General features: G+C 62.2%; 19 protein-coding genes. 11 read left to right on the plus strand and 8 right to left on the minus strand.

All coding sequences use genetic code 11. The features are described from left to right. Nucleotides 1-131: 131 nt before the first annotated feature. The 3 genes from HU715_RS14215 to HU715_RS14225 form a co-directional block, all read right to left on the minus strand. Nucleotides 132-746 carry a LysE family translocator gene (locus tag HU715_RS14215; protein WP_186709633.1) on the minus strand — a complete coding sequence of 205 codons (615 nt, stop codon included), beginning with the start codon at nucleotides 744-746 and terminating at the stop codon, nucleotides 132-134. Between the two features lie 103 nt (nucleotides 747-849). Then, on the minus strand, nucleotides 850-1,116 hold the full coding sequence (locus HU715_RS14220; protein WP_122568696.1) for a hypothetical protein: 267 nt from the start codon (nucleotides 1,114-1,116) through the stop codon (nucleotides 850-852). A gap of 116 nt (nucleotides 1,117-1,232) precedes the next feature. Next, the gene (locus HU715_RS14225; protein WP_186709636.1) at nucleotides 1,233-1,598 is read right to left on the minus strand and encodes an antibiotic biosynthesis monooxygenase; all 366 of its coding nucleotides are present in this window, start codon (nucleotides 1,596-1,598) and stop codon (nucleotides 1,233-1,235) included. Between the two features lie 96 nt (nucleotides 1,599-1,694). Here HU715_RS14225 and soxR point away from each other — a divergent pair, with 96 nt between their 5' ends. The 10 genes from soxR to HU715_RS14275 all read left to right on the plus strand — a co-directional run bounded on the left by soxR (nucleotide 1,695) and on the right by HU715_RS14275 (nucleotide 9,082). After that, nucleotides 1,695-2,141 (plus strand): redox-sensitive transcriptional activator SoxR, encoded by a 447-nt coding sequence (gene soxR, locus HU715_RS14230; protein WP_186709638.1) that lies wholly within the window; start codon nucleotides 1,695-1,697, stop codon nucleotides 2,139-2,141. A gap of 110 nt (nucleotides 2,142-2,251) precedes the next feature. Beyond that, complete coding sequence (locus HU715_RS14235) at nucleotides 2,252-2,710, plus strand: VOC family protein (protein WP_186709640.1); 459 nt, start codon at nucleotides 2,252-2,254, stop codon at nucleotides 2,708-2,710. 216 nt (nucleotides 2,711-2,926) lie between these two features. Next, nucleotides 2,927-4,141, plus strand: coding sequence for a PepSY-associated TM helix domain-containing protein (locus HU715_RS14240; RefSeq protein WP_186709642.1), 1,215 nt, complete (start codon nucleotides 2,927-2,929; stop codon nucleotides 4,139-4,141). Beyond that, on the plus strand, nucleotides 4,138-4,680 hold the full coding sequence (locus tag HU715_RS14245; protein WP_186709644.1) for a PA2404 family protein: 543 nt from the start codon (nucleotides 4,138-4,140) through the stop codon (nucleotides 4,678-4,680). Before HU715_RS14240 ends, HU715_RS14245 begins: the two co-directional genes overlap by 4 nt. Beyond that, a complete protein-coding gene (locus HU715_RS14250) occupies nucleotides 4,677-5,003 on the plus strand; it encodes a hypothetical protein (RefSeq protein WP_186709646.1) in 327 nt (108 codons plus the stop codon). Before HU715_RS14245 ends, HU715_RS14250 begins: the two co-directional genes overlap by 4 nt. Then, nucleotides 5,000-5,575 (plus strand): DUF6162 family protein, encoded by a 576-nt coding sequence (locus HU715_RS14255; protein WP_186709648.1) that lies wholly within the window; start codon nucleotides 5,000-5,002, stop codon nucleotides 5,573-5,575. Before HU715_RS14250 ends, HU715_RS14255 begins: the two co-directional genes overlap by 4 nt. Nucleotides 5,576-5,610: 35 nt before the next feature. Continuing rightward, nucleotides 5,611-6,540: a metal ABC transporter solute-binding protein, Zn/Mn family gene (locus tag HU715_RS14260; protein ID WP_186709654.1), complete on the plus strand. Its 930-nt coding sequence runs from the start codon at nucleotides 5,611-5,613 to the stop codon at nucleotides 6,538-6,540. After that, entirely contained in the window at nucleotides 6,537-7,289 is a 753-nt protein-coding gene (locus tag HU715_RS14265) for a metal ABC transporter ATP-binding protein (protein ID WP_186709655.1), read from the plus strand. Before HU715_RS14260 ends, HU715_RS14265 begins: the two co-directional genes overlap by 4 nt. Next, complete coding sequence (locus HU715_RS14270) at nucleotides 7,289-8,188, plus strand: metal ABC transporter permease (protein ID WP_014339414.1); 900 nt, start codon at nucleotides 7,289-7,291, stop codon at nucleotides 8,186-8,188. Before HU715_RS14265 ends, HU715_RS14270 begins: the two co-directional genes overlap by 1 nt. Next, a complete protein-coding gene (locus HU715_RS14275) occupies nucleotides 8,189-9,082 on the plus strand; it encodes a metal ABC transporter substrate-binding protein (protein WP_186709660.1) in 894 nt (297 codons plus the stop codon). 821 nt (nucleotides 9,083-9,903) lie between these two features. Here the strand turns inward: HU715_RS14275 and prpF are convergent. The 5 genes from prpF to HU715_RS14300 form a co-directional block, all read right to left on the minus strand. After that, nucleotides 9,904-11,094, minus strand: a complete 1,191-nt coding sequence (prpF, locus tag HU715_RS14280; RefSeq protein ID WP_186709662.1) for a 2-methylaconitate cis-trans isomerase PrpF — start codon at nucleotides 11,092-11,094, stop codon at nucleotides 9,904-9,906. Nucleotides 11,095-11,147: 53 nt separating this feature from the next. After that, the gene (gene acnD / locus HU715_RS14285) at nucleotides 11,148-13,739 is read right to left on the minus strand and encodes a Fe/S-dependent 2-methylisocitrate dehydratase AcnD (protein WP_186709664.1); all 2,592 of its coding nucleotides are present in this window, start codon (nucleotides 13,737-13,739) and stop codon (nucleotides 11,148-11,150) included. Between the two features lie 201 nt (nucleotides 13,740-13,940). Continuing rightward, nucleotides 13,941-15,068, minus strand: coding sequence for a bifunctional 2-methylcitrate synthase/citrate synthase (gene prpC / locus HU715_RS14290; protein WP_186709666.1), 1,128 nt, complete (start codon nucleotides 15,066-15,068; stop codon nucleotides 13,941-13,943). Nucleotides 15,069-15,190: 122 nt separating this feature from the next. Beyond that, nucleotides 15,191-16,075, minus strand: a complete 885-nt coding sequence (gene prpB, locus HU715_RS14295) for a methylisocitrate lyase (protein ID WP_186709668.1) — start codon at nucleotides 16,073-16,075, stop codon at nucleotides 15,191-15,193. Beyond that, nucleotides 16,072-16,785, minus strand: a complete 714-nt coding sequence (locus HU715_RS14300) for a GntR family transcriptional regulator (RefSeq protein ID WP_186709670.1) — start codon at nucleotides 16,783-16,785, stop codon at nucleotides 16,072-16,074. Before HU715_RS14300 ends, prpB begins: the two co-directional genes overlap by 4 nt. A 284-nt stretch (nucleotides 16,786-17,069) precedes the next feature. Here HU715_RS14300 and rloA point away from each other — a divergent pair, with 284 nt between their 5' ends. After that, the gene (gene rloA, locus HU715_RS14305) at nucleotides 17,070-17,606 is read left to right on the plus strand and encodes a retropepsin-like aspartic peptidase RloA (RefSeq protein ID WP_053186065.1); all 537 of its coding nucleotides are present in this window, start codon (nucleotides 17,070-17,072) and stop codon (nucleotides 17,604-17,606) included. Nucleotides 17,607-17,611 lie beyond the last annotated feature (5 nt).

Consider the following 17,611-nt stretch of genomic DNA (forward strand, 5'->3'; position numbering starts at 1 on the left):
CAGGCGCCCTCGTTGGGTTCGAGACTAGCAATACCTGATCAAAGACCTTAAAGAAGTCGGACTTCATTTAAAAGTGCGTAGGAACGCTCCTGAACAGCGAGCTTAGCAGGCATCGCGTCGAAGCTCAGCCCTCAACTGATGCTTTCGAGCAACAACGGATACATCGAAGCGACCAGCAACAGCGCCATGCCCCAGTTGAACACGCGCAGCCAGCGACGGTCCCGCAACAGGTTGCGCAACAGGCTGCCGCACACCACCCACAGGCTCACGCTTGGCAGGTTGATCAAGGCAAACACCGCCGCAATCACCAGCACATTGAAGAAGTAGCCTTGGAGTGGCGTGTAGGTGCTGATGGCACCGATGGCCATGATCCAGGCCTTGGGATTGACCCATTGGAACGCCGCGGCGCCCCAATAGCTGATCGGCGTATCGTTCCCCGGCTGGCTGTCCGAAACCGGACCGGAGTGGGCAATTTTCCACGCCAGGTACAACAGGTATGCGGCACCGATGTAGCGCAGCACGGTATAGAGCAGTGGATAAGTCTGGAACACCGCACCCAGGCCAAGGCCTACCGCCAGCACCAGGGAAAAGAAGCCGCAGGTAATGCCCAGCATGTGCGGAATGGTGCGGTTGAAACCGAAATTGACACCCGAGGCCAACAACATGGTGTTGTTAGGGCCGGGCGTGATCGAAGTCACCAGGGCAAACAGGGCGAAGCCCAGCAGCAGGTCAAGCGAAAGGGTCATGTCAGGTCAGTCCATCAGGGGCGGTCAGTCAAGTCACGACCCTACCCCACGTCCTGGCCCAAACCCACGGACAGTTAGGCAAAACTTTGAGCGGTACAGTCCCTTAGCTTGACCGACCTGGCTGTTGCACGACCTGCTCGGCGCTCATCTGGCCTTGATCGTCGAACCCCACGTTTTTCTGTGACGAGCCGAGCAGCTCGGCTTTCTTTGCGTGGTACTCCTCGAACGAAAGGCCTCGGCGATTCAAGGCTTCAAGGGCCAGCTCGCGAGTCTCGTCGGCGGTGTAGGGGCGCAGCTCCGGGGAGGAGCTGGCGCAGCCGCCCAAGAGGGTGGCGGTCAACAGCAGCAAAACAGCTAAGGTACGGTTCATGGCAGGTGTCCGGTGTTCTGGAGTTGGGCGATGAACAAAGGCTACCCGCCGGCCTTGCGCTGCAGAAATCAACCCTCTCGATAGTGGGTATTGCCTACTTGGATCAGCCGTTGCGCTTAATCGACCAACTGGCAATGCAGCGCGTTGTCCAGGCTGCGCTCAATGTTGCGTAGCACCTGGAACGAGCCGAATGTGACGGCTTTGGCTCGATGAACCTGGATCAGCCGCCAGAAACCCGAGTCGCCACTTTCGAAGCTTCGAAGCGCCGCCTCGCCGGCCTCGCGGGTTTGCCACTGCAAATAGTTGAGCACGCGCCGACCATCCTCGCTGGCCTGGATACTCGCACTCAGGAAACCCTGGTGGTCCCGGGCCAGGCGCTCGGTCTGTTCCGACAAGGCCGTGACCAGCGCCTGCTGCCATTGAGGTTCGATGTCGAATTCCATCAGCTGGGTGAAACTGCGATTGTTCCTTGGCGATTGCATGAAAGGTCCCCTATGCAGGTCAGGCGGATCTTGCGATCCGAAGGCGTGCAGGGTAAAACCTCTAGTTAAGTCAAGGTCAAGCAGTGAATTGAGGCGATGGCGCAAATCGATGTCCACAAGGAACTCACCGTTGGCCAAGTGGCCGCCCGCAGCGGCGTGGCGGTGACTGCCCTGCACTTCTACGAATCCAAGGGACTGATCAAAAGCACGCGCAATCAGGGCAACCAACGTCGTTATCCACGGGCGGTATTGCGCCGCGTGGCACTGATCAAGGTCGCCCAGCGCCTGGGCATTCCCTTGGCGGAGATCGGCGAGGCGTTGAAAAAACTGCCGGACAACCGTGCCCCAACGGCCGCCGACTGGCAGACCTTGTCGGCGCAGTGGAGCCAGGACCTGGACGAGCGCATCAGCCAATTGATGGCGCTGCGTGATCGACTCAACGGCTGCATTGGCTGCGGATGCCTGTCGATGGAAGCGTGTCCGCTGCGCAATCAGGGCGATGTGCTGGGCCAGCAGGGGCCGGGAGCTCATCTGCTGGAATAGCCCTGAAGCGTTCGTCGGGCTCCACGCCCACCCAGGCTCGCAGGCCTATAGTGGAGGGGCGCAAATCGACGAAGACTCTCTTCGCCTCCCATAACAAAAGGAGAAACGTCATGGGCGTCAACGCTATTCCCCAAGGTTTCCATAACATCACGCCCTACCTGGGCATTCAAAAAGCCGCCGAAGCCATCGATTTCTATAAAAAAGCCTTCAATGCCACCGAGGTCATGCGCTTGGCCATGCCCGATGGCGGCATCGGGCATGCCGAACTGCGGATCAACGGGTATCCGATCATGCTCGGCACGCCTTGCGATCAAGGCCCGCTGAGTAACCCGGACACATCGCCATCGGTCGGTCTGCATCTCTATGTCGAAGATGTGGACAGCGCATTCGCCCAGGCCATTGCCGCGGGCGGCACGGTGATTTCCGAGGTCAAGGACCAGTTCTATGGGGATCGCACCGGCACTTTGAAGGATCCCTATGGGCATCTATGGTTCCTGGCGACACACAAAGAGGATCTGAGCCAGGAACAGATCGAGCAACGGGCCAGGGAGATGTTTCAACAAGGCTGACCGTCCGTGGCCAGGGGGCTCAGTTCCTGACCACAGAGGCACTAAAACTAAACACGAAACATTTTCTTTCATCTTTCCCTTCAGGATTGGGATCGCTCGTTCGTCTTAATTAGATGCAGCAGGCCGCGTCGGCAAAAGCCACGGCCTGCTTTTTGGGTTCACTGGTGTTACGAAGCCCGTAATACGGAACCTTTCATCGAATCAAGACGCTCAATCATGTCGAAGAAATCCCGCTCCAAACTCTGGTTCCTGGTCCATAGCTGGCTGGCATTGCCCATCTGGTTCTTCGTGCTCATTGTCTGCGTCACCGGCACCCTGGCGGTGGTCAGCCAGGAGATCGTCTGGCTCGTCAACCCTGAGATGCGCGCCAGCAAGCCTTCGGACGATGCCGCGCTGCTCAGCTACGACCAGATCATCAGCGCGATCAAGCAGGCCCAGCCGCAAACCCAGGTGCAAAGAATCATTCGCCCGGACGAGTCGCATTTTGCCCTGGAAGTCGGCGTGACCTACCCTGACGGACGTCCCGACACGGTCTACGTCAACCCGTACAGCGGCGCCATCCAGGGCTCGGCGCCGACGTTCAACTTCCAGGCCTTCACCCGCGCCCTGCATGGCTGGTGGCTGGTGCCGTTCACCAACGGCTACAGCTGGGGCTGGTACCTGGTGTCGTTCCTGGGCCTGCCGTTGCTCGCGTCCCTGGTGACCGGGCTGGTGGTCTACAAGCGTTTCTGGAAAGGCTTCTTGCGTCCGACCCTGCGAATTCGCCATGGCGCGCGGATTTTCTGGGGTGATTTCCACCGGCTCAGCGGGATCTGGTCGATCTGGTTCATCGCGGTCATCTCCGTCACCGGCACCTGGTTCCTGATCCAGGCCTTGCTGGGCGACAACCAGATCTCCATTTCCAGCGAACCGGTCATCCCGGTAGTGGCCCGTGAAAACGTGCCGTTATCCGTCGACGGCCTGCCACCCCCGCTGTTGAACCTGGACCGAGCCATCGAGATCGCCCAGCAACGCATCCCGGGACTGGAAGCAAGTTTCATCAGCCTGCCCGCCAATGCCTACAGCCATCTGGAAATCGGCGGCCGCGGCTGGTATCCGCTGATGTTCCAGACTGCCACCATCAACCCCTACAACGGTGACGTGGCCGCCTCGCGGCTGCTGTCCGATCGCACGCCCCTGGAGTTCGTCACCGAATCCATGCGGCCCTTGCACACCGGGGATTTTGGCGGCCTCTGGATCAAGCTCATTTGGTTTTTCTTCGGTTTGATCATGAGCATGATGGTCCTCAGCGGGCTGCTGATCTGGACCAAACGCACGGCCCTGGCCACCGCCAATGCCTTCAAGCGTAGCCAGAAATCTACCCGTGGCGCCCGCCTCACGCAGGCATTGCAGCCGTCCGTCCACCGCGAATCGTCGGAGGGCAGCCTGTGAACCCATCCAATGCCGCTTCATCACCGTCGCGCCTGAGCCTGTTCTGGCATAAATGGCGCTTCCACCTCAACGTGCTGTTGCTGCTGATCCCCCTGGGGTTCATGCCCAAATACCTCTCCGAAGCCGCGCTGTTCCGCGGTGATGCCGGGCTGGGCGAGCGGGAAGTCGGCGAAGTCCAGGTCGGCCCCTGGAGCCTGCGCCTGGCGGAATTTCGTAACGAAGCCCCACGCGTCCAAGGGCCTGCCGGGCCCATGAAACACTTCAACGCGGCCCTGTGCCAAAGCTGTATCGGCCAGGTCAAGGCCACCTACCTGCGCATCGGCAAACCTCGCAGCCTTAGGGCCGCCGGGGTGATTTTCTTCGGCTCGCCCTACCGTATGGGTGCCTTGTTGCCAGTCCCGGCAAAGACCCAGCCCGACGCCGAACTGTGGATAACCCTTGAGGGTTGGGACGGTTCGATGCATCAGGCTTCCATCCCCCTGAGCCAGGCCTCCCCGGCCACTGTTGCCTGGCTGAAGAATCAAGGAGCCAAACCATGACCCTTCGCGCCTTATCCAAGGGCCTGGCGCTGCTGTTATGCGCGGGCGCAAGCACCAGCGTCCTGGCCCACAACCCGATGTGCGAGTGCAAGGCCATCGACGCCGAGCAGATCCAATGCACCGGTGGTTTTTCCGACGGCAGCGGTGCGCCGGGGGTGACCCTCGACGTGATCGGTTATGACGAAACCATCCTCGTCCCGGGCAAGCTCGGCGCCGACTCGAAGCTGACCTTCAAGAAACCGAACGCTGAATTCTACGTACTCTTCGACGCCGGCCCCGGCCACGTGGTGGAAATCGACCAAGCCGACATCGAGGCCCCATGAGCAACGCCACGACTCAAGTCATCCGTCCCGCCGGCGCGGGTCATGAAACCCTGTATGTGTTGTTGCTGTGCCTGGTCATCGTGCTGGTGGCCGGGTCCGTGGTGGCGTGGCATGGCAAAGCCGAAGAGGCCCCTCACCTGGCCTCGAACCAACTCGACGCCCGCCGCGATCTCAGCGCCGCCGAGCAAGGTATCTATGCCGACCTGCGGGTGACCCTGGATGAAATCCGCTTGCTGCGCGAAGACCAACATACCCTGCCCGCCCCGCAAACCCTGGCCGAGGAAGGCTTTGCGCCGTTCGCCCAGGACGCCAGTTCCGTCAGCCGCGGCGGCCATGCCTGGCAACAACTGCAGGACCAGGCCTACTTCGGCGCCAGTGCCAATTCGTCCGTGGCCGGTTCGTTTCTGATGCGCATCGGCGAAGCGTCCGACGCCGCCCCGGACATCTGGCTCAACCGCGGAGCCGCCCTCGCGACGCCCACCATACTGGACGACGCGGCGTTGTCCGCCGCTGGCTGGCGACAGATCGTCGCGCAATACGATGCCGGCGTAACCCGCCAGCACCGGCACTGACCCCACGCCTTCATTCGAGAGAAGACCGTTTGCCCATGCCTATTGCATCCCAACGCCGACCCTTGCTGCGCCTGCTGTTGATCGGCCTGCTGGCCTGCCTGTTCACCTCGCCGGTGAGCGCCGAAACAGCCAAGCGCCTGCGCATCGGTATCACCTTGCACCCGTATTACAGCTACGTGGCCAACATCGTCGGCGACAAGGCCGAGGTCGTGCCGCTGATCCCGGCCGGTTTCAACCCCCACGCCTATGAGCCCCGGGCCGAAGACATCAAGCGTATCGGCGGCCTCGACGTGATCGTGCTAAACGGCGTCGGTCACGACGATTTCGCCGACCGCATGATCGCCGCCAGCGAAACCCCGAACGTGAAGGTCATCGAGGCCAACGAGAACGTGCCCCTGCTGGCCGCCACCGGCACCGCCGCCCGAGGCGCGGGCAAGGTGGTGAACCCGCACACCTTCCTGTCCATCAGCGCCTCTATCGCCCAGGTCAATAACATTGCCCGGGAGTTGGGCAAGCTCGACCCGGACAATGCCAAGGCGTACATCCAGAACGCCCGCGCCTACGGCAAGCGCCTGCGGCAGATGCGCGCCGCCGCCCTGGCGAAACTGACCCAGGCCCCCAATGCCGAATTGCGGGTCGCCACGGTGCATGCCGCCTACGATTATCTGCTGCGCGAATTCGGCCTGGAAGTGACCGCCGTGGTCGAGCCGGCCCATGGCATCGAGCCGAGCCCCAGCCAATTGAAGAAAACCATCGATCAATTGCGCGAGCTGGACGTGAAGGTGATCTTCTCGGAGATGGATTTCCCTTCCACCTACGTCGACACCATCCAGCGGGAATCGGGCGTGAAGCTGTACCCGCTCTCGCACATTTCCTACGGCGACTACAGTGCCGAGAAGTACGAAAAGGAAATGGCCGGCAACCTCGACACCGTGGTCCGGGCGATCCAGGAGTCCGGCGCATGACTATCCAGGAACCCCTCACCCTGCACCGCGCGGGTCCCTTGATTGCGTTCGCCGAGGTCAGCCTGAACCTGGGCCGCACCACCATTCTCGACAACGTCGCCTTCCAGGTGGAGCCCGGCAGCATTCATGCCCTGGTCGGCCCTAATGGCGGCGGCAAGAGCTCGCTGATCAAGACCTTGTTGGGGCAGATGCCGCACCAGGGCCGCTTGAGTCTGCAATGGCCGGGCGAACCCGGGGTGATCGGCTACGTGCCCCAGGCGCTGGAATTCGACCGGGGCCTGCCGATGACGGTGGACGATTTCATGGCGGCCATGTGTCAGCGGCGCCCCGCTTTTCTTGGCTTGAGCAAGCACTACGCTGGCGCCATTGGCCAGGCCCTGGAGCGGGTCGGCATGCAAGACAAGCGCAAGCGGCGCATGGGCGCGCTGTCCGGCGGCGAGCGGCAACGGGTATTGCTGGCCCAAGGGCTGATTCCCTCGCCACAACTGCTGGTGCTGGATGAACCGATGTCAGCCCTGGACGAAGCTGGCATCCAGGTGTTCGAACGGTTGCTGCAGGACTGGCGCCAGGCCGGGATTACCGTGCTGTGGATCGAACATGACCTGGAAGCCGTCGGGCGCCTGGCCGACCGCGTCACGGGACTGAATCGCCGGGTGCTGTTCGACGGCCCGCCACGCCAGACCCTGACCCCGGAGCGGCTGCTGACGCTGTTTTCCACCCATCCACGCACGAACGGGAGCGCGGCCTGATGAGTTATGAAGCCTTTCGTTTGATGGTCCAGGGCTGGGCATCGGCCGGTTACTTGCCTGAAGCGCTGGCCTACGGTTTCGTGGTCAATGCATTGCTGGCCGGGCTGTTGATCGGCCCGGTACTGGGCGGCCTCGGCACGCTGGTGGTGGTCAAGCGCTTCGCGTTTTTCTCCGAGGCGGTGGGCCATGCGGCGCTGACTGGCGTGGCCATTGGTATCCTGCTCGGTGAACCCTACACCGGGCCTTACGGTAGCCTGTTCGGCTACTGCCTGTTGTTCGGCATCCTGCTCAATTACCTGCGCAACCGCACCGGCCTGGCGCCCGATACGCTGATCGGCGTGTTCCTGTCGGTGTCCCTGGCCCTGGGGGCCAGCCTGCTGCTGATCCTGGCGGGCAAGATCAACGTGCACATCCTGGAAAACGTGCTGTTCGGCTCGGTGCTGACGGTCAATGGCAACGACCTGCTGGTACTGGCCGTGGTCGGCTCGTTGGTGATGGCCCTGGCCTTGCCGCTGTACAACCGCATCATGCTCGCCAGCTTCAACCCGCAATTGGCGGCGGTACGCGGGGTGGCGGTCAAGACCCTGGACTACCTGTTCGTGGTCCTGGTGACGTTGATTACCGTGGCGGCGGTGAAAGTCATCGGCGCCATCCTGGTGGGCGCGTTGCTGGTGATTCCCGCTGCGGCGGCGCGCTTGCTCAGCCAATCATTGAAAGGCTTTTTCTGGTGTTCGGTGCTGATCGCCACCGTCAGTACCTTGTGCGGGATCCTCGCGCCGATTGTGTTCGACCTGCCGATCCCGTCCGGTGCCGCGATCATCCTGGTGGCCGGCATCGCCTTCGCCCTGAGCGCCATCGCCCGTGGTGTCGTCCCCAGCCTCAAAGGGAATCTTGGATAAATGGTTTTCTCATTGCGACAACTGACCCTGGCCGTCGCGTTGTGCGGCGTGGCCGTCACCTCGTCATTCGCCGACGAAAAGGTCCGTCTGCTGGCATCGCTGCCGGTCACCTATGGGTTGAGCGAGGCCTTGCTCAAGGGCACCGAGGTCAGCCTGGAGCGGGCCGCGCCCGACAATCTGCCCGGCACCCGCCAGAGCGCCTACTTCAGCGGCCGGGGCGCACCGGCCTTGAGCAAACTGGCCAGCAATGCCGACGGGGTGATCGGCCTGCGCTCGCTGTGGCCGGACGATCCGCTGTACCCCATGGCCCGACGCAGCAATATCCGCATCGTCGAAGTCGATGCCGCGCGCCCGGTGGACGGCGCCCTGCCCGGTATCGCCGTGCAACCGGACATGGCTGACGGCCTGGCAAGCCAACCATGGATGGCCAGCCATAACCTGGGGCGCATGGCCGACGTGATCGCCGCCGACCTGGTGCGCCTGGCCCCGGCGGACAAATCGAAAATCGACGCCAACCTGGCGGCCCTCAAGCAGCGCCTGCTCAAACTCAGCGCCGACAGCGAAAAACGCCTCGCCAGCGCCGATAACTTGAGCGTGGTCAGCCTGAGCGAGCATTTCGGCTACCTGATCAGCGGACTCAACCTGGACGCCATCAGCACCGACACCCGGCCCGACGCCGAGTGGACAGCCGAAGCCCTCAAGCAGTTGAGTGCGACATTGAAAGACAACGACGTGGCGCTGGTGCTGCATCACCGCCAGCCCTCGGATGCGCTGAAGGCAGCCATTACCGAAGGAGGTAGCCAACTGCTGGTGTTGAGCACCGACGGGCCCGATCCGGTGGCCGAGCTGGAAAGCAATGTTGGGCTGGTGGTCACCGCACTGACGGCGAACTGACGGAAGAAATACGATCAACCTGTGGGAGCGAGCCTGCTCGCGATGGGGTCGGCGCATTCAACATTGATGTGGACTGACACACCGCTTTCGCGAGCAAGCCCGCTCCCACAGGTTTGTCGTGGATGTTCGAAGATTCTGTGTTCACCACCAATCCACTGTGGGAGCGGGCTTGCTCGCGAAAGGGACGGCACATTCAACATTGGCGTCGACTGATACACCGCCATCGCGAGCAGGCTCGCTCCCACAGGTTTGATCGTGGATGTTCGAAGACTCTGTGTTCACCACAAATCCACTGTGGGAGCGAGCCTGCTCGCGATGAGGTCGACACATTCAACATTGGCGTGGACTGACACACCGCTTTCGCGAGCAAGCTCGCTCCCACAGGTTTGATCGTGGATGTTCGAAGATTCTGTGTTCACCACAAATCCACTGTGGGAGCGGGCTTGCTCGCGAAAGGATCGGCACATTCAACATTGGCGTCGACTGATACACCGCTTTCGCGAGCAGGCTCGCTCCCACAGGTTTGATCGTGGATGTTCGAAGATTCTGTGTTCACCACAAATCCACTGTGGGAGCGGGCTTGCTCGCGAAAGGATCGGCACATTCAACATTGGCGTCGACTGATACACCGCTTTCGCGAGCAGGCTCGCTCCCACAGGTTTGATCGTGGATGTTCGAAGATTCTGTGTCCACCACAAATCCACTGTGGGAGCGGGCTTGCTCGCGAAAGGATCGGCACATTCAACATTGGCGTCGACTGATACACCGCCATCGCGAGCAGGCTCGCTCCCACAGGTTTTGGTTATTCCTGAAGTATTGAGTTAGAAAGCATCCCCCGGCACCCGCACGAACCCTTCCATCAACACCCGCGCACTGCGGCTCATGATGGCTTTTTTCACGGTCCATTCGCCGTTGACCTGGCTGGCCTCGGCGCCGACGCGCAAGGTGCCGGACGGATGACCGAAGCGCACGGCGTTGCGCTCGATGCCCCCCGCCGCGAGATTCACCAGAGTGCCGGAAATCGCCGCGGCCGTGCCGATGGCCACCGCTGCCGTGCCCATCATGGCGTGGTGCAGCTTGCCCATGGACAGCGCCCGTACCAATAGATCAACTTCACCCGCCGCCACGCCTTTGCCGCTGGAAGAAAGGTAATCCGCCGGCGGTGCGACGAATGCCACTTTCGGTGTGTGCTGGCGCTGGGCGGCTTCGTCCAGGTGCTTGATCAAGCCCATGCGCAAGGCACCGTGGGCGCGGATGGTTTCGAACATCGCCAACGCCTTGGGATCGCCATTGATAGCACCTTGCAACTCGGTGCCGGCGTAGCCCACATCGCGAGCATTGATGAAAATCGTCGGGATCCCGGCGTTGATCAGCGTCGCCTTCAAAGTGCCGACACCGGGCACTTCCAAATCATCCACCAAATGGCCGGTCGGGAACATCGAGCCGCCACCGCCCTCTTCCTCGGCCGCCGGGTCCATGAATTCCAACTGCACTTCGGCCGCCGGAAAGGTCACGCCGTCGAGTTCGAAGTCACCGGTTTCCTGCACCGCGCCCTCGGTGATCGGCACATGGGCGATGATGGTCTTGCCGATGTTGGCCTGCCAGATCCGCACCACGGCCACGCCGTTGTGCGGAATACGGCTGGCATCCACCAAACCGCTGCCGATGGCAAACGCCCCCACCGCCGCCGACAGGTTGCCGCAGTTGCCGCTCCAGTCCACGAACGGCTTGTCGATGGACACCTGGCCGAACAGGTAATCGACATCGTGGTCGGCCCGGGTGCTCTTGGACAGGATCACCGTCTTGCTGGTGCTGGACGTCGCGCCACCCATGCCATCGATCTGCTTCTCGTACGGGTCAGGGCTGCCGATCACCCGCAGCAGCAGTGCGTCCCGGGCCGGGCCAGGGACGCGGGCCGCTTCGGGCAGGTCTTGCAGGCTGAAGAACACGCCTTTGCTGGTGCCGCCACGCATGTAGGTCGCGGGGATCTTGATTTGAGGCGAGTGAGCCATGGTGCTCCAACTCCTGAAAAAACGGGTGGCCGGAAAAGGGCCACCCAAGCGATTTAAACGGCCACCGCCGACTCAAGGAAGTCCTGGGCAAAACGTTGCAGCACGCCCCCGGCTTCGTAGATCGACACTTCTTCGGCGGTATCGAGGCGGCAGGTCACAGGCACCTCGACGCGCTCGCCATCCTTGCGAGTGATGACCAGGGTCAGTGTCGCCCGCGGGGTGCGCTCGCCGATCACGTCATAGATTTCACTGCCGTCGATGCCCAGGGTCTTGCGATCGGTACCGGGTTTGAACTCCAGCGGCAACACGCCCATGCCCACCAGGTTGGTGCGGTGGATGCGCTCGAACCCTTCGGCCGCGATCGCCTCGACACCCGCCAGGCGCACGCCCTTGGCCGCCCAGTCCCGGGACGAACCCTGGCCATAGTCGGCACCGGCGATGATGATCAGCGGCTGCTTGCGCTCCATGTAGGTTTCGATGGCCTCCCACATGCGCATGACTTTGCCTTCCGGCTCGACCCGGGCCAGGGAACCCTGCTTGACCTTACCGTCCTCAACGACCATTTCGTTGAACAGTTTCGGGTTGGCGAAAGTGGCGCGCTGCGCGGTCAGGTGGTCGCCGCGGTGGGTCGCGTAGGAGTTGAAGTCCTCTTCCGGCAAGCCCATTTTCGCCAGGTATTCACCGGCGGCGCTGTCCAGCATGATGGCGTTGGACGGCGACAGGTGATCAGTGGTGATGTTGTCCGGCAGCACCGCCAGCGGACGCATGCCCTTGAGCGGTCGCGCACCGGCCAGCGCGCCTTCCCAATACGGTGGGCGACGGATGTAGGTGCTTTGTGGACGCCATTCGTACAGCGGCGTCACTTTCGGCCCGGTGTCTTCCTGGATAGCGAACATCGGGATGTACACCTGGCGGAACTGCTCGGGTTTCACCGACGCCTTGACCACGGCGTCGATTTCTTCATCGCTCGGCCAGATGTCCTTGAGGCGGATTTCCCGACCGTCCACCACGCCCAGCACATCCTTCTCGATGTCGAAACGAATGGTCCCGGCGATGGCATACGCGACCACCAGCGGCGGCGAGGCCAGGAACGCCTGCTTGGCGTACGGGTGGATACGCCCGTCAAAGTTGCGGTTGCCCGACAACACGGCGGTGGCGTACAGGTCGCGATCGATGATTTCCTGCTGGATCACCGGGTCCAACGCACCCGACATGCCGTTACAGGTGGTGCAGGCGAACGCCACCACGCCGAAGCCCAGCTTCTCGAGTTCGGACGTCAGGCCGGCTTCATCCAGGTACAACGCCACGGTTTTCGAACCCGGCGCCAGGGACGACTTGACCCACGGCTTGCGGGCCAGGCCCAGGCGGTTGGCGTTGCGCGCCAGCAGGCCGGCGGCGATCACGTTGCGCGGATTGCTGGTGTTGGTGCAACTGGTGATCGCGGCGATGATCACCGCACCGTCAGGCATTTGTCCGGGCACATCGTCCCACTGGCCGGAAATGCCTTTGACGGCCAGGTCCGACACCGCGACACGGGCGTGGGGGTTGCTGGGACCTGCCATGTTGCGCACCACCGACGACAGGTCGAAGGTCAGGCCACGCTCGTATTGCGCGCCCTTGAGGCTATCGGCCCACAGGCCCACGTGCTTGGCATAGGTTTCCACCAATTGCACCTGGGTGTCTTCGCGGCCGGTGAGCTTCAGGTAATCGATCGTCTGTTGATCGATATGGAACATCGCCGCCGTGGCGCCGTATTCCGGGGCCATGTTGGAGATGGTCGCGCGGTCGCCCAAGGTCAGGGCGCTGGCGCCTTCGCCGAAGAACTCCAGCCACGCCCCGACGACTTTCTGCTTGCGCAGGAACTCGGTCAGCGCCAGCACCATGTCGGTGGCGGTAATGCCCGGTTGCAGCTTGCCGGTCAGCTCGACGCCGACGATTTCCGGCAGGCGCATCCATGAGGCGCGACCGAGCATGACGCTTTCGGCTTCCAGGCCACCGACGCCGATGGCGATCACGCCCAGGGCATCGACGTGGGGCGTGTGGCTGTCGGTGCCGACGCAGGTGTCGGGAAAGGCCACGCCGTCACGCTGCTGGATCACTGGCGACATTTTTTCCAGGTTGATCTGGTGCATGATCCCGTTGCCCGGCGGAATCACATCGACGTTCTTGAAGGCTTTCTTGGTCCAGTTGATGAAGTGGAAGCGGTCTTCGTTGCGGCGGTCTTCGATGGCGCGGTTCTTGGCGAAGGCTTGCGGGTCGGAACCACCGCTTTCCACCGCCAGGGAATGGTCGACGATCAGTTGCGTCGGCACCACCGGGTTGACCTGCGCCGGGTCGCCACCCTGCAAGGCGATGGCGTCACGCAAACCGGCGAGGTCCACCAGGGCGGTCTGGCCGAGGATGTCATGGCACACCACGCGCGCCGGGAACCACGGGAAGTCCAGGTCGCGCTTGCGCTCGATCAGTTGCAGCAGCGACTCGCGCAGCGTGGCCGGGTCGCAGCGCCGCACCAGGTTTTCCGCCAGCACGCGGGAGGTATACGGCAGGCCGTCATAGGCGCCGGGGCGGATGGCCTCCACTGCCCCGCGAACGTCGAAATAATCCAGCGAAGTGCCGGGCAGCGGTTTGCGAAATTCTGTGTTCATCGTCAGGACTCGGGTCACGGTGGTTTCAGAAGGGTTGGCGCAACCATTGAAGTCAACACATTCCCCTGTGGGAGCGGGCTTGCTCGCGAATGCGGTGTATCAGCCGACATCAATGTTGAATGTCAGTCCGTCTTCGCGAGCAAGCCCGCTCCCACAAGGGGTTTTCGGTTCCTTCAGTTCCGGCGGCTAGAACCCTCCAGCTCAGCGTCGTTCGATTGGCACGAACTTGCGCTGTTCGACGCCGGTGTATTCGGCGCTCGGTCGGATGATGCGATTGTTGGCGCGTTGTTCGAACACGTGGGCGGCCCAGCCGGTCAGGCGCGAGCAAACGAAGATCGGCGTAAACAACTTGGTCGGGATGCCCATGAAGTGGTACGCCGAGGCATGGTAGAAATCGGCGTTGGGGAACAGTTTTTTCTGCTCCCACATGGTCTTGTCGATGGCTTCGGAAACCGGGAATAGCACCGTATCGCCCACTTCGTCAGCGAGTTTTTTCGACCAGCCCTTGATCACCTCGTTGCGCGGGTCGTTGTCCTTATAGATCGCGTGGCCGAAGCCCATGATCTTGTCCTTGCGCGCCAGCATGCCGAGGGTGCCTTCGATAGCATCCTGCGGCGAGCTGAAGCGCTCGATCATTTCCATCGCCGCTTCGTTGGCCCCGCCATGCAACGGGCCCCGCAGCGAGCCGATGGCGGCGGTGATGCAAGAGAACAGGTCCGACAGCGTGGAAGCGCAGACCCGAGCGGTGAAGGTCGAAGCGTTGAATTCGTGCTCGGCGTAGAGGATCAGCGAGACATTCATCACCTTGACGTGCAGCTCGCTCGGCTTCTTGCCGTGCAGCAGGTGCAGGAAGTGCCCGCCGATGGACACTTCGTCGGTCACGCAGTCGATGCGCTGGCCTTGGTGGCTGAAGCGATACCAATAGCACATGATCGCCGGGAACGCGGCCAGCAGGCGATCGGTCTTGTCGTGCTGCTGGGAGAAATCCTGCTCGGGTTCCAGGTTACCCAGGAACGAGCAACCGGTGCGCATCACGTCCATCGGGTGGGCGTCGGCGGGAATGCGCTCCAGCACTTCTTTCAAGGCTTGGGGCAAATCGCGCAACTGGCGCAGTTTACCGGTGTAGGCGTCCAACTGGGCCTGGGTCGGCAGCTCGCCGTACAGCAGCAGGTAGGCGACTTCTTCAAATTGCGCATCTGCCGCCAGGTCGCGAACGTCGTAGCCGCGATAGGTCAGGCCGGCGCCCGATTGGCCCACAGTGGACAAGGCGGTTTGCCCGGCCACCTGGCCACGGAGCCCGGCGCCACTGAGTACTTTTGCTTCGGCCATTTGCTGTCTCCATTTTTTTAGATTTGTAGAGATTGGGGGGAAAGATCGCAGCCTCGTTGCACTCGACAGCTCCTACACAGCTCCTACGAGGAGCTGTCGAGCGAAGCGAGGCTGCGATCTGTTCATTTTTTCGCCGCGAACAACGCATCGAGCTTCTGCTCGAAGGTGTGGTAGTCGATGCGATCGTAAAGCTCCATGCGGGTCTGCATGGTGTCGATGACATTCTGTTGCGTGCCGTCGCGGCGAATCGCGGTGTAGACGTTCTCGGCCGCCTTGTTCATGGCCCGGAAGGCCGACAACGGGTACAGCACCAGGGACACGTCGGCTCCGCCCAGCTGTTCGGTGGTGTACAGCGGGGTCGCGCCGAATTCGGTGATGTTGGCCAGGATCGGCGCTTTCACGCGGCTGGCGAACAGCTTGTACATTTCAAGTTCGGTGATGGCTTCGGGGAAAATCATGTCGGCACCGGCCTCGATGCACGCGGCGGCGCGGTCCAGGGCCGATTCCAAGCCTTCCACCGCCAGGGCATCGGTACGGGCCATGATCACGAAACTGTCATCGGTACGGGCGTCGACGGCGGCCTTGATGCGGTCGACCATCTCCTGCTGGGAGACGATTTCCTTGTTCGGACGGTGGCCGCAACGCTTGGCGCCAACCTGGTCCTCGATATGGATCGCCGCGGCGCCGAACTTGATCATCGACTTGACCGTGCGCGCCACGTTGAACGCCGAGGAGCCGAAACCGGTGTCCACGTCCACCAGCAGCGGCAGGTCGCACACGTCGGTGATGCGACGCACATCGGTCAGCACGTCATCCAGGCCGGTGATGCCCAGGTCCGGCACGCCGAGGGAACCGGCCGCGACGCCGCCACCCGACAGGTAGATCGCCTTGAAACCGGCGCGCTTGGCCAGCAGCGCGTGGTTGGCGTTGATCGTGCCGACCACTTGCAGCGGATGCTCGCTGGCGACCGCATCGCGGAAACGCTGGCCTGGAGTGCTGTTGCTCATGACTCACCTCGTTCAGTGGCGGCGCTGTCCTGGAAATGACGCGCAATGTTGCGTTTGGAGGCGCCGATGTGCCGGCGCATCAATAATTCAGCCAATTCGCCGTCACGGTCGGCGATGGCGTCGAGAATCCGATGGTGCTCGGCAAAGGCCTGGCGCGGACGGTTGGGCGTGGTGGAGAACTGGATGCGGTACATGCGCACCAATTGGTATAGCTCGCCGCAGAGCATCTGCGTCAGGGTGCGGTTGCCGCTGCCCTGGATGATCCGGTAATGAAAGTCGAAATCGCCTTCCTGCTGGTAGTAACCGACCCCGGCCTGGAACGCCGCATCGCGCTCGTGGGTCTCGAGGACCCGGCGCAGTTCGTCGATTTCTTCCAGGGTCATGCGTTCGGCCGCCAGGCGGCAGGCCATGCCTTCGAGGGACTCACGGATTTCATAGAGTTCCAGCAGCTCGGCATGACTCAGCGACACCACCCGGGCACCGACGTGGGGCACCCGCACCAGCAGGCGCTGGCCTTCCAGGCGGTGGATCGCCTCGCGCAGCGGGCCGCGGCTGATGCCGTAGGTGCGCGCCAGCTCGGGCTCGGAGATCTTGCTGCCAGGCGCGATCTCGCCCTTGACGATAGCGGCCTGGATACGCCGGAAGACGTTCTCGGAAAGGGTCTCCGGGTCATCCTGGGCGACCACCGGGGTTTCGAGCTGATCGAGCATATTGTCGACACCTTTAAAATCAATACGGCAAAAACTAACCAATAGCGCCCTTAACGTCAAAACAAAAATCAACATTGTCGACAATCGTCTAATAAACGCCTTGCCGATAACCCTGCTGCATGAAGAGACTCGTAGCGTCCGGCCAGCGGTGGCGTCAGAAAACCACCGTGCTAGAATGCCGCGGTTATTCGCCGCTCTCCTTTTATAGAGAAAGGCTGCCTAGGGAGCTTGTGCAGTAATGCCAGGGCCTGAACCGATAAACGGAACGCTGCGCACCAGGATCTATGACACTCAAGCCCTTATCTGCTGCTTTCTATTTCATGTGCCTGCCGGGGCTTGCCGTGGCGGGTGAAAAAACCGTGTACGGCCTCAACGAATATGCCGCCCTGCAGGGCATCGACCTGGAGGTCGCCGCCAAGCTGGACACCGGCGCCAAGACCGCCTCACTCAGTGCCCGGGACATCAAGCGCTTCAAGCGCAATGGCGAATCCTGGGTGCGCTTTTACCTGGCCATCGACGCGGCCCACTCGCACCCCATCGAACGTCCGCTGGCCCGGGTCAGCAAGATCAAGCGCCGCGCCGGTGACTACGACCCGGAAGAAGGCAAGAAATACACGGCCCGGCCGGTCATCGAACTGGACATCTGCATGGGCTCGGCCCTGCGCAGCATCGAAGTGAACCTGACCGACCGCAGTGCCTTCCAATACCCGTTGCTGATCGGTTCCGAGGCGCTCAAGCGCTTCGACGCGCTGGTCGACCCCAGTCTTAAATACGCTGCCGGCAAACCCGCCTGCGCCAATGCCGCTCAAACCGCAGAGTAATTCCA

This window comes from Pseudomonas zanjanensis (genome assembly GCF_014268745.2).
Lineage (GTDB): Bacteria > Pseudomonadota > Gammaproteobacteria > Pseudomonadales > Pseudomonadaceae > Aquipseudomonas > Aquipseudomonas zanjanensis.

Coding starts and splice junctions, on each gene's coding strand:
- HU715_RS14255 (WP_186709648.1), top strand. CDS start 5,000: ATGAGCAACGCCACGACTCAAGTCATCCGTCCCGCCGGCGCGGGTCAT.
- rloA (WP_053186065.1), top strand. CDS start 17,070: ATGACACTCAAGCCCTTATCTGCTGCTTTCTATTTCATGTGCCTGCCG.
- HU715_RS14275 (WP_186709660.1), top strand. CDS start 8,189: ATGGTTTTCTCATTGCGACAACTGACCCTGGCCGTCGCGTTGTGCGGC.
- HU715_RS14240 (WP_186709642.1), top strand. CDS start 2,927: ATGTCGAAGAAATCCCGCTCCAAACTCTGGTTCCTGGTCCATAGCTGG.
- HU715_RS14225 (WP_186709636.1), bottom strand. CDS start 1,598: ATGCAATCGCCAAGGAACAATCGCAGTTTCACCCAGCTGATGGAATTC.
- HU715_RS14260 (WP_186709654.1), top strand. CDS start 5,611: ATGCCTATTGCATCCCAACGCCGACCCTTGCTGCGCCTGCTGTTGATC.
- HU715_RS14220 (WP_122568696.1), bottom strand. CDS start 1,116: ATGAACCGTACCTTAGCTGTTTTGCTGCTGTTGACCGCCACCCTCTTG.
- HU715_RS14300 (WP_186709670.1), bottom strand. CDS start 16,785: ATGCTCGATCAGCTCGAAACCCCGGTGGTCGCCCAGGATGACCCGGAG.
- acnD (WP_186709664.1), bottom strand. CDS start 13,739: ATGAACACAGAATTTCGCAAACCGCTGCCCGGCACTTCGCTGGATTAT.
- HU715_RS14250 (WP_186709646.1), top strand. CDS start 4,677: ATGACCCTTCGCGCCTTATCCAAGGGCCTGGCGCTGCTGTTATGCGCG.
- soxR (WP_186709638.1), top strand. CDS start 1,695: ATGGCGCAAATCGATGTCCACAAGGAACTCACCGTTGGCCAAGTGGCC.
- prpF (WP_186709662.1), bottom strand. CDS start 11,094: ATGGCTCACTCGCCTCAAATCAAGATCCCCGCGACCTACATGCGTGGC.
- HU715_RS14215 (WP_186709633.1), bottom strand. CDS start 746: ATGACCCTTTCGCTTGACCTGCTGCTGGGCTTCGCCCTGTTTGCCCTG.
- prpC (WP_186709666.1), bottom strand. CDS start 15,068: ATGGCCGAAGCAAAAGTACTCAGTGGCGCCGGGCTCCGTGGCCAGGTG.
- prpB (WP_186709668.1), bottom strand. CDS start 16,075: ATGAGCAACAGCACTCCAGGCCAGCGTTTCCGCGATGCGGTCGCCAGC.
- HU715_RS14270 (WP_014339414.1), top strand. CDS start 7,289: ATGAGTTATGAAGCCTTTCGTTTGATGGTCCAGGGCTGGGCATCGGCC.
- HU715_RS14265 (WP_186709655.1), top strand. CDS start 6,537: ATGACTATCCAGGAACCCCTCACCCTGCACCGCGCGGGTCCCTTGATT.
- HU715_RS14235 (WP_186709640.1), top strand. CDS start 2,252: ATGGGCGTCAACGCTATTCCCCAAGGTTTCCATAACATCACGCCCTAC.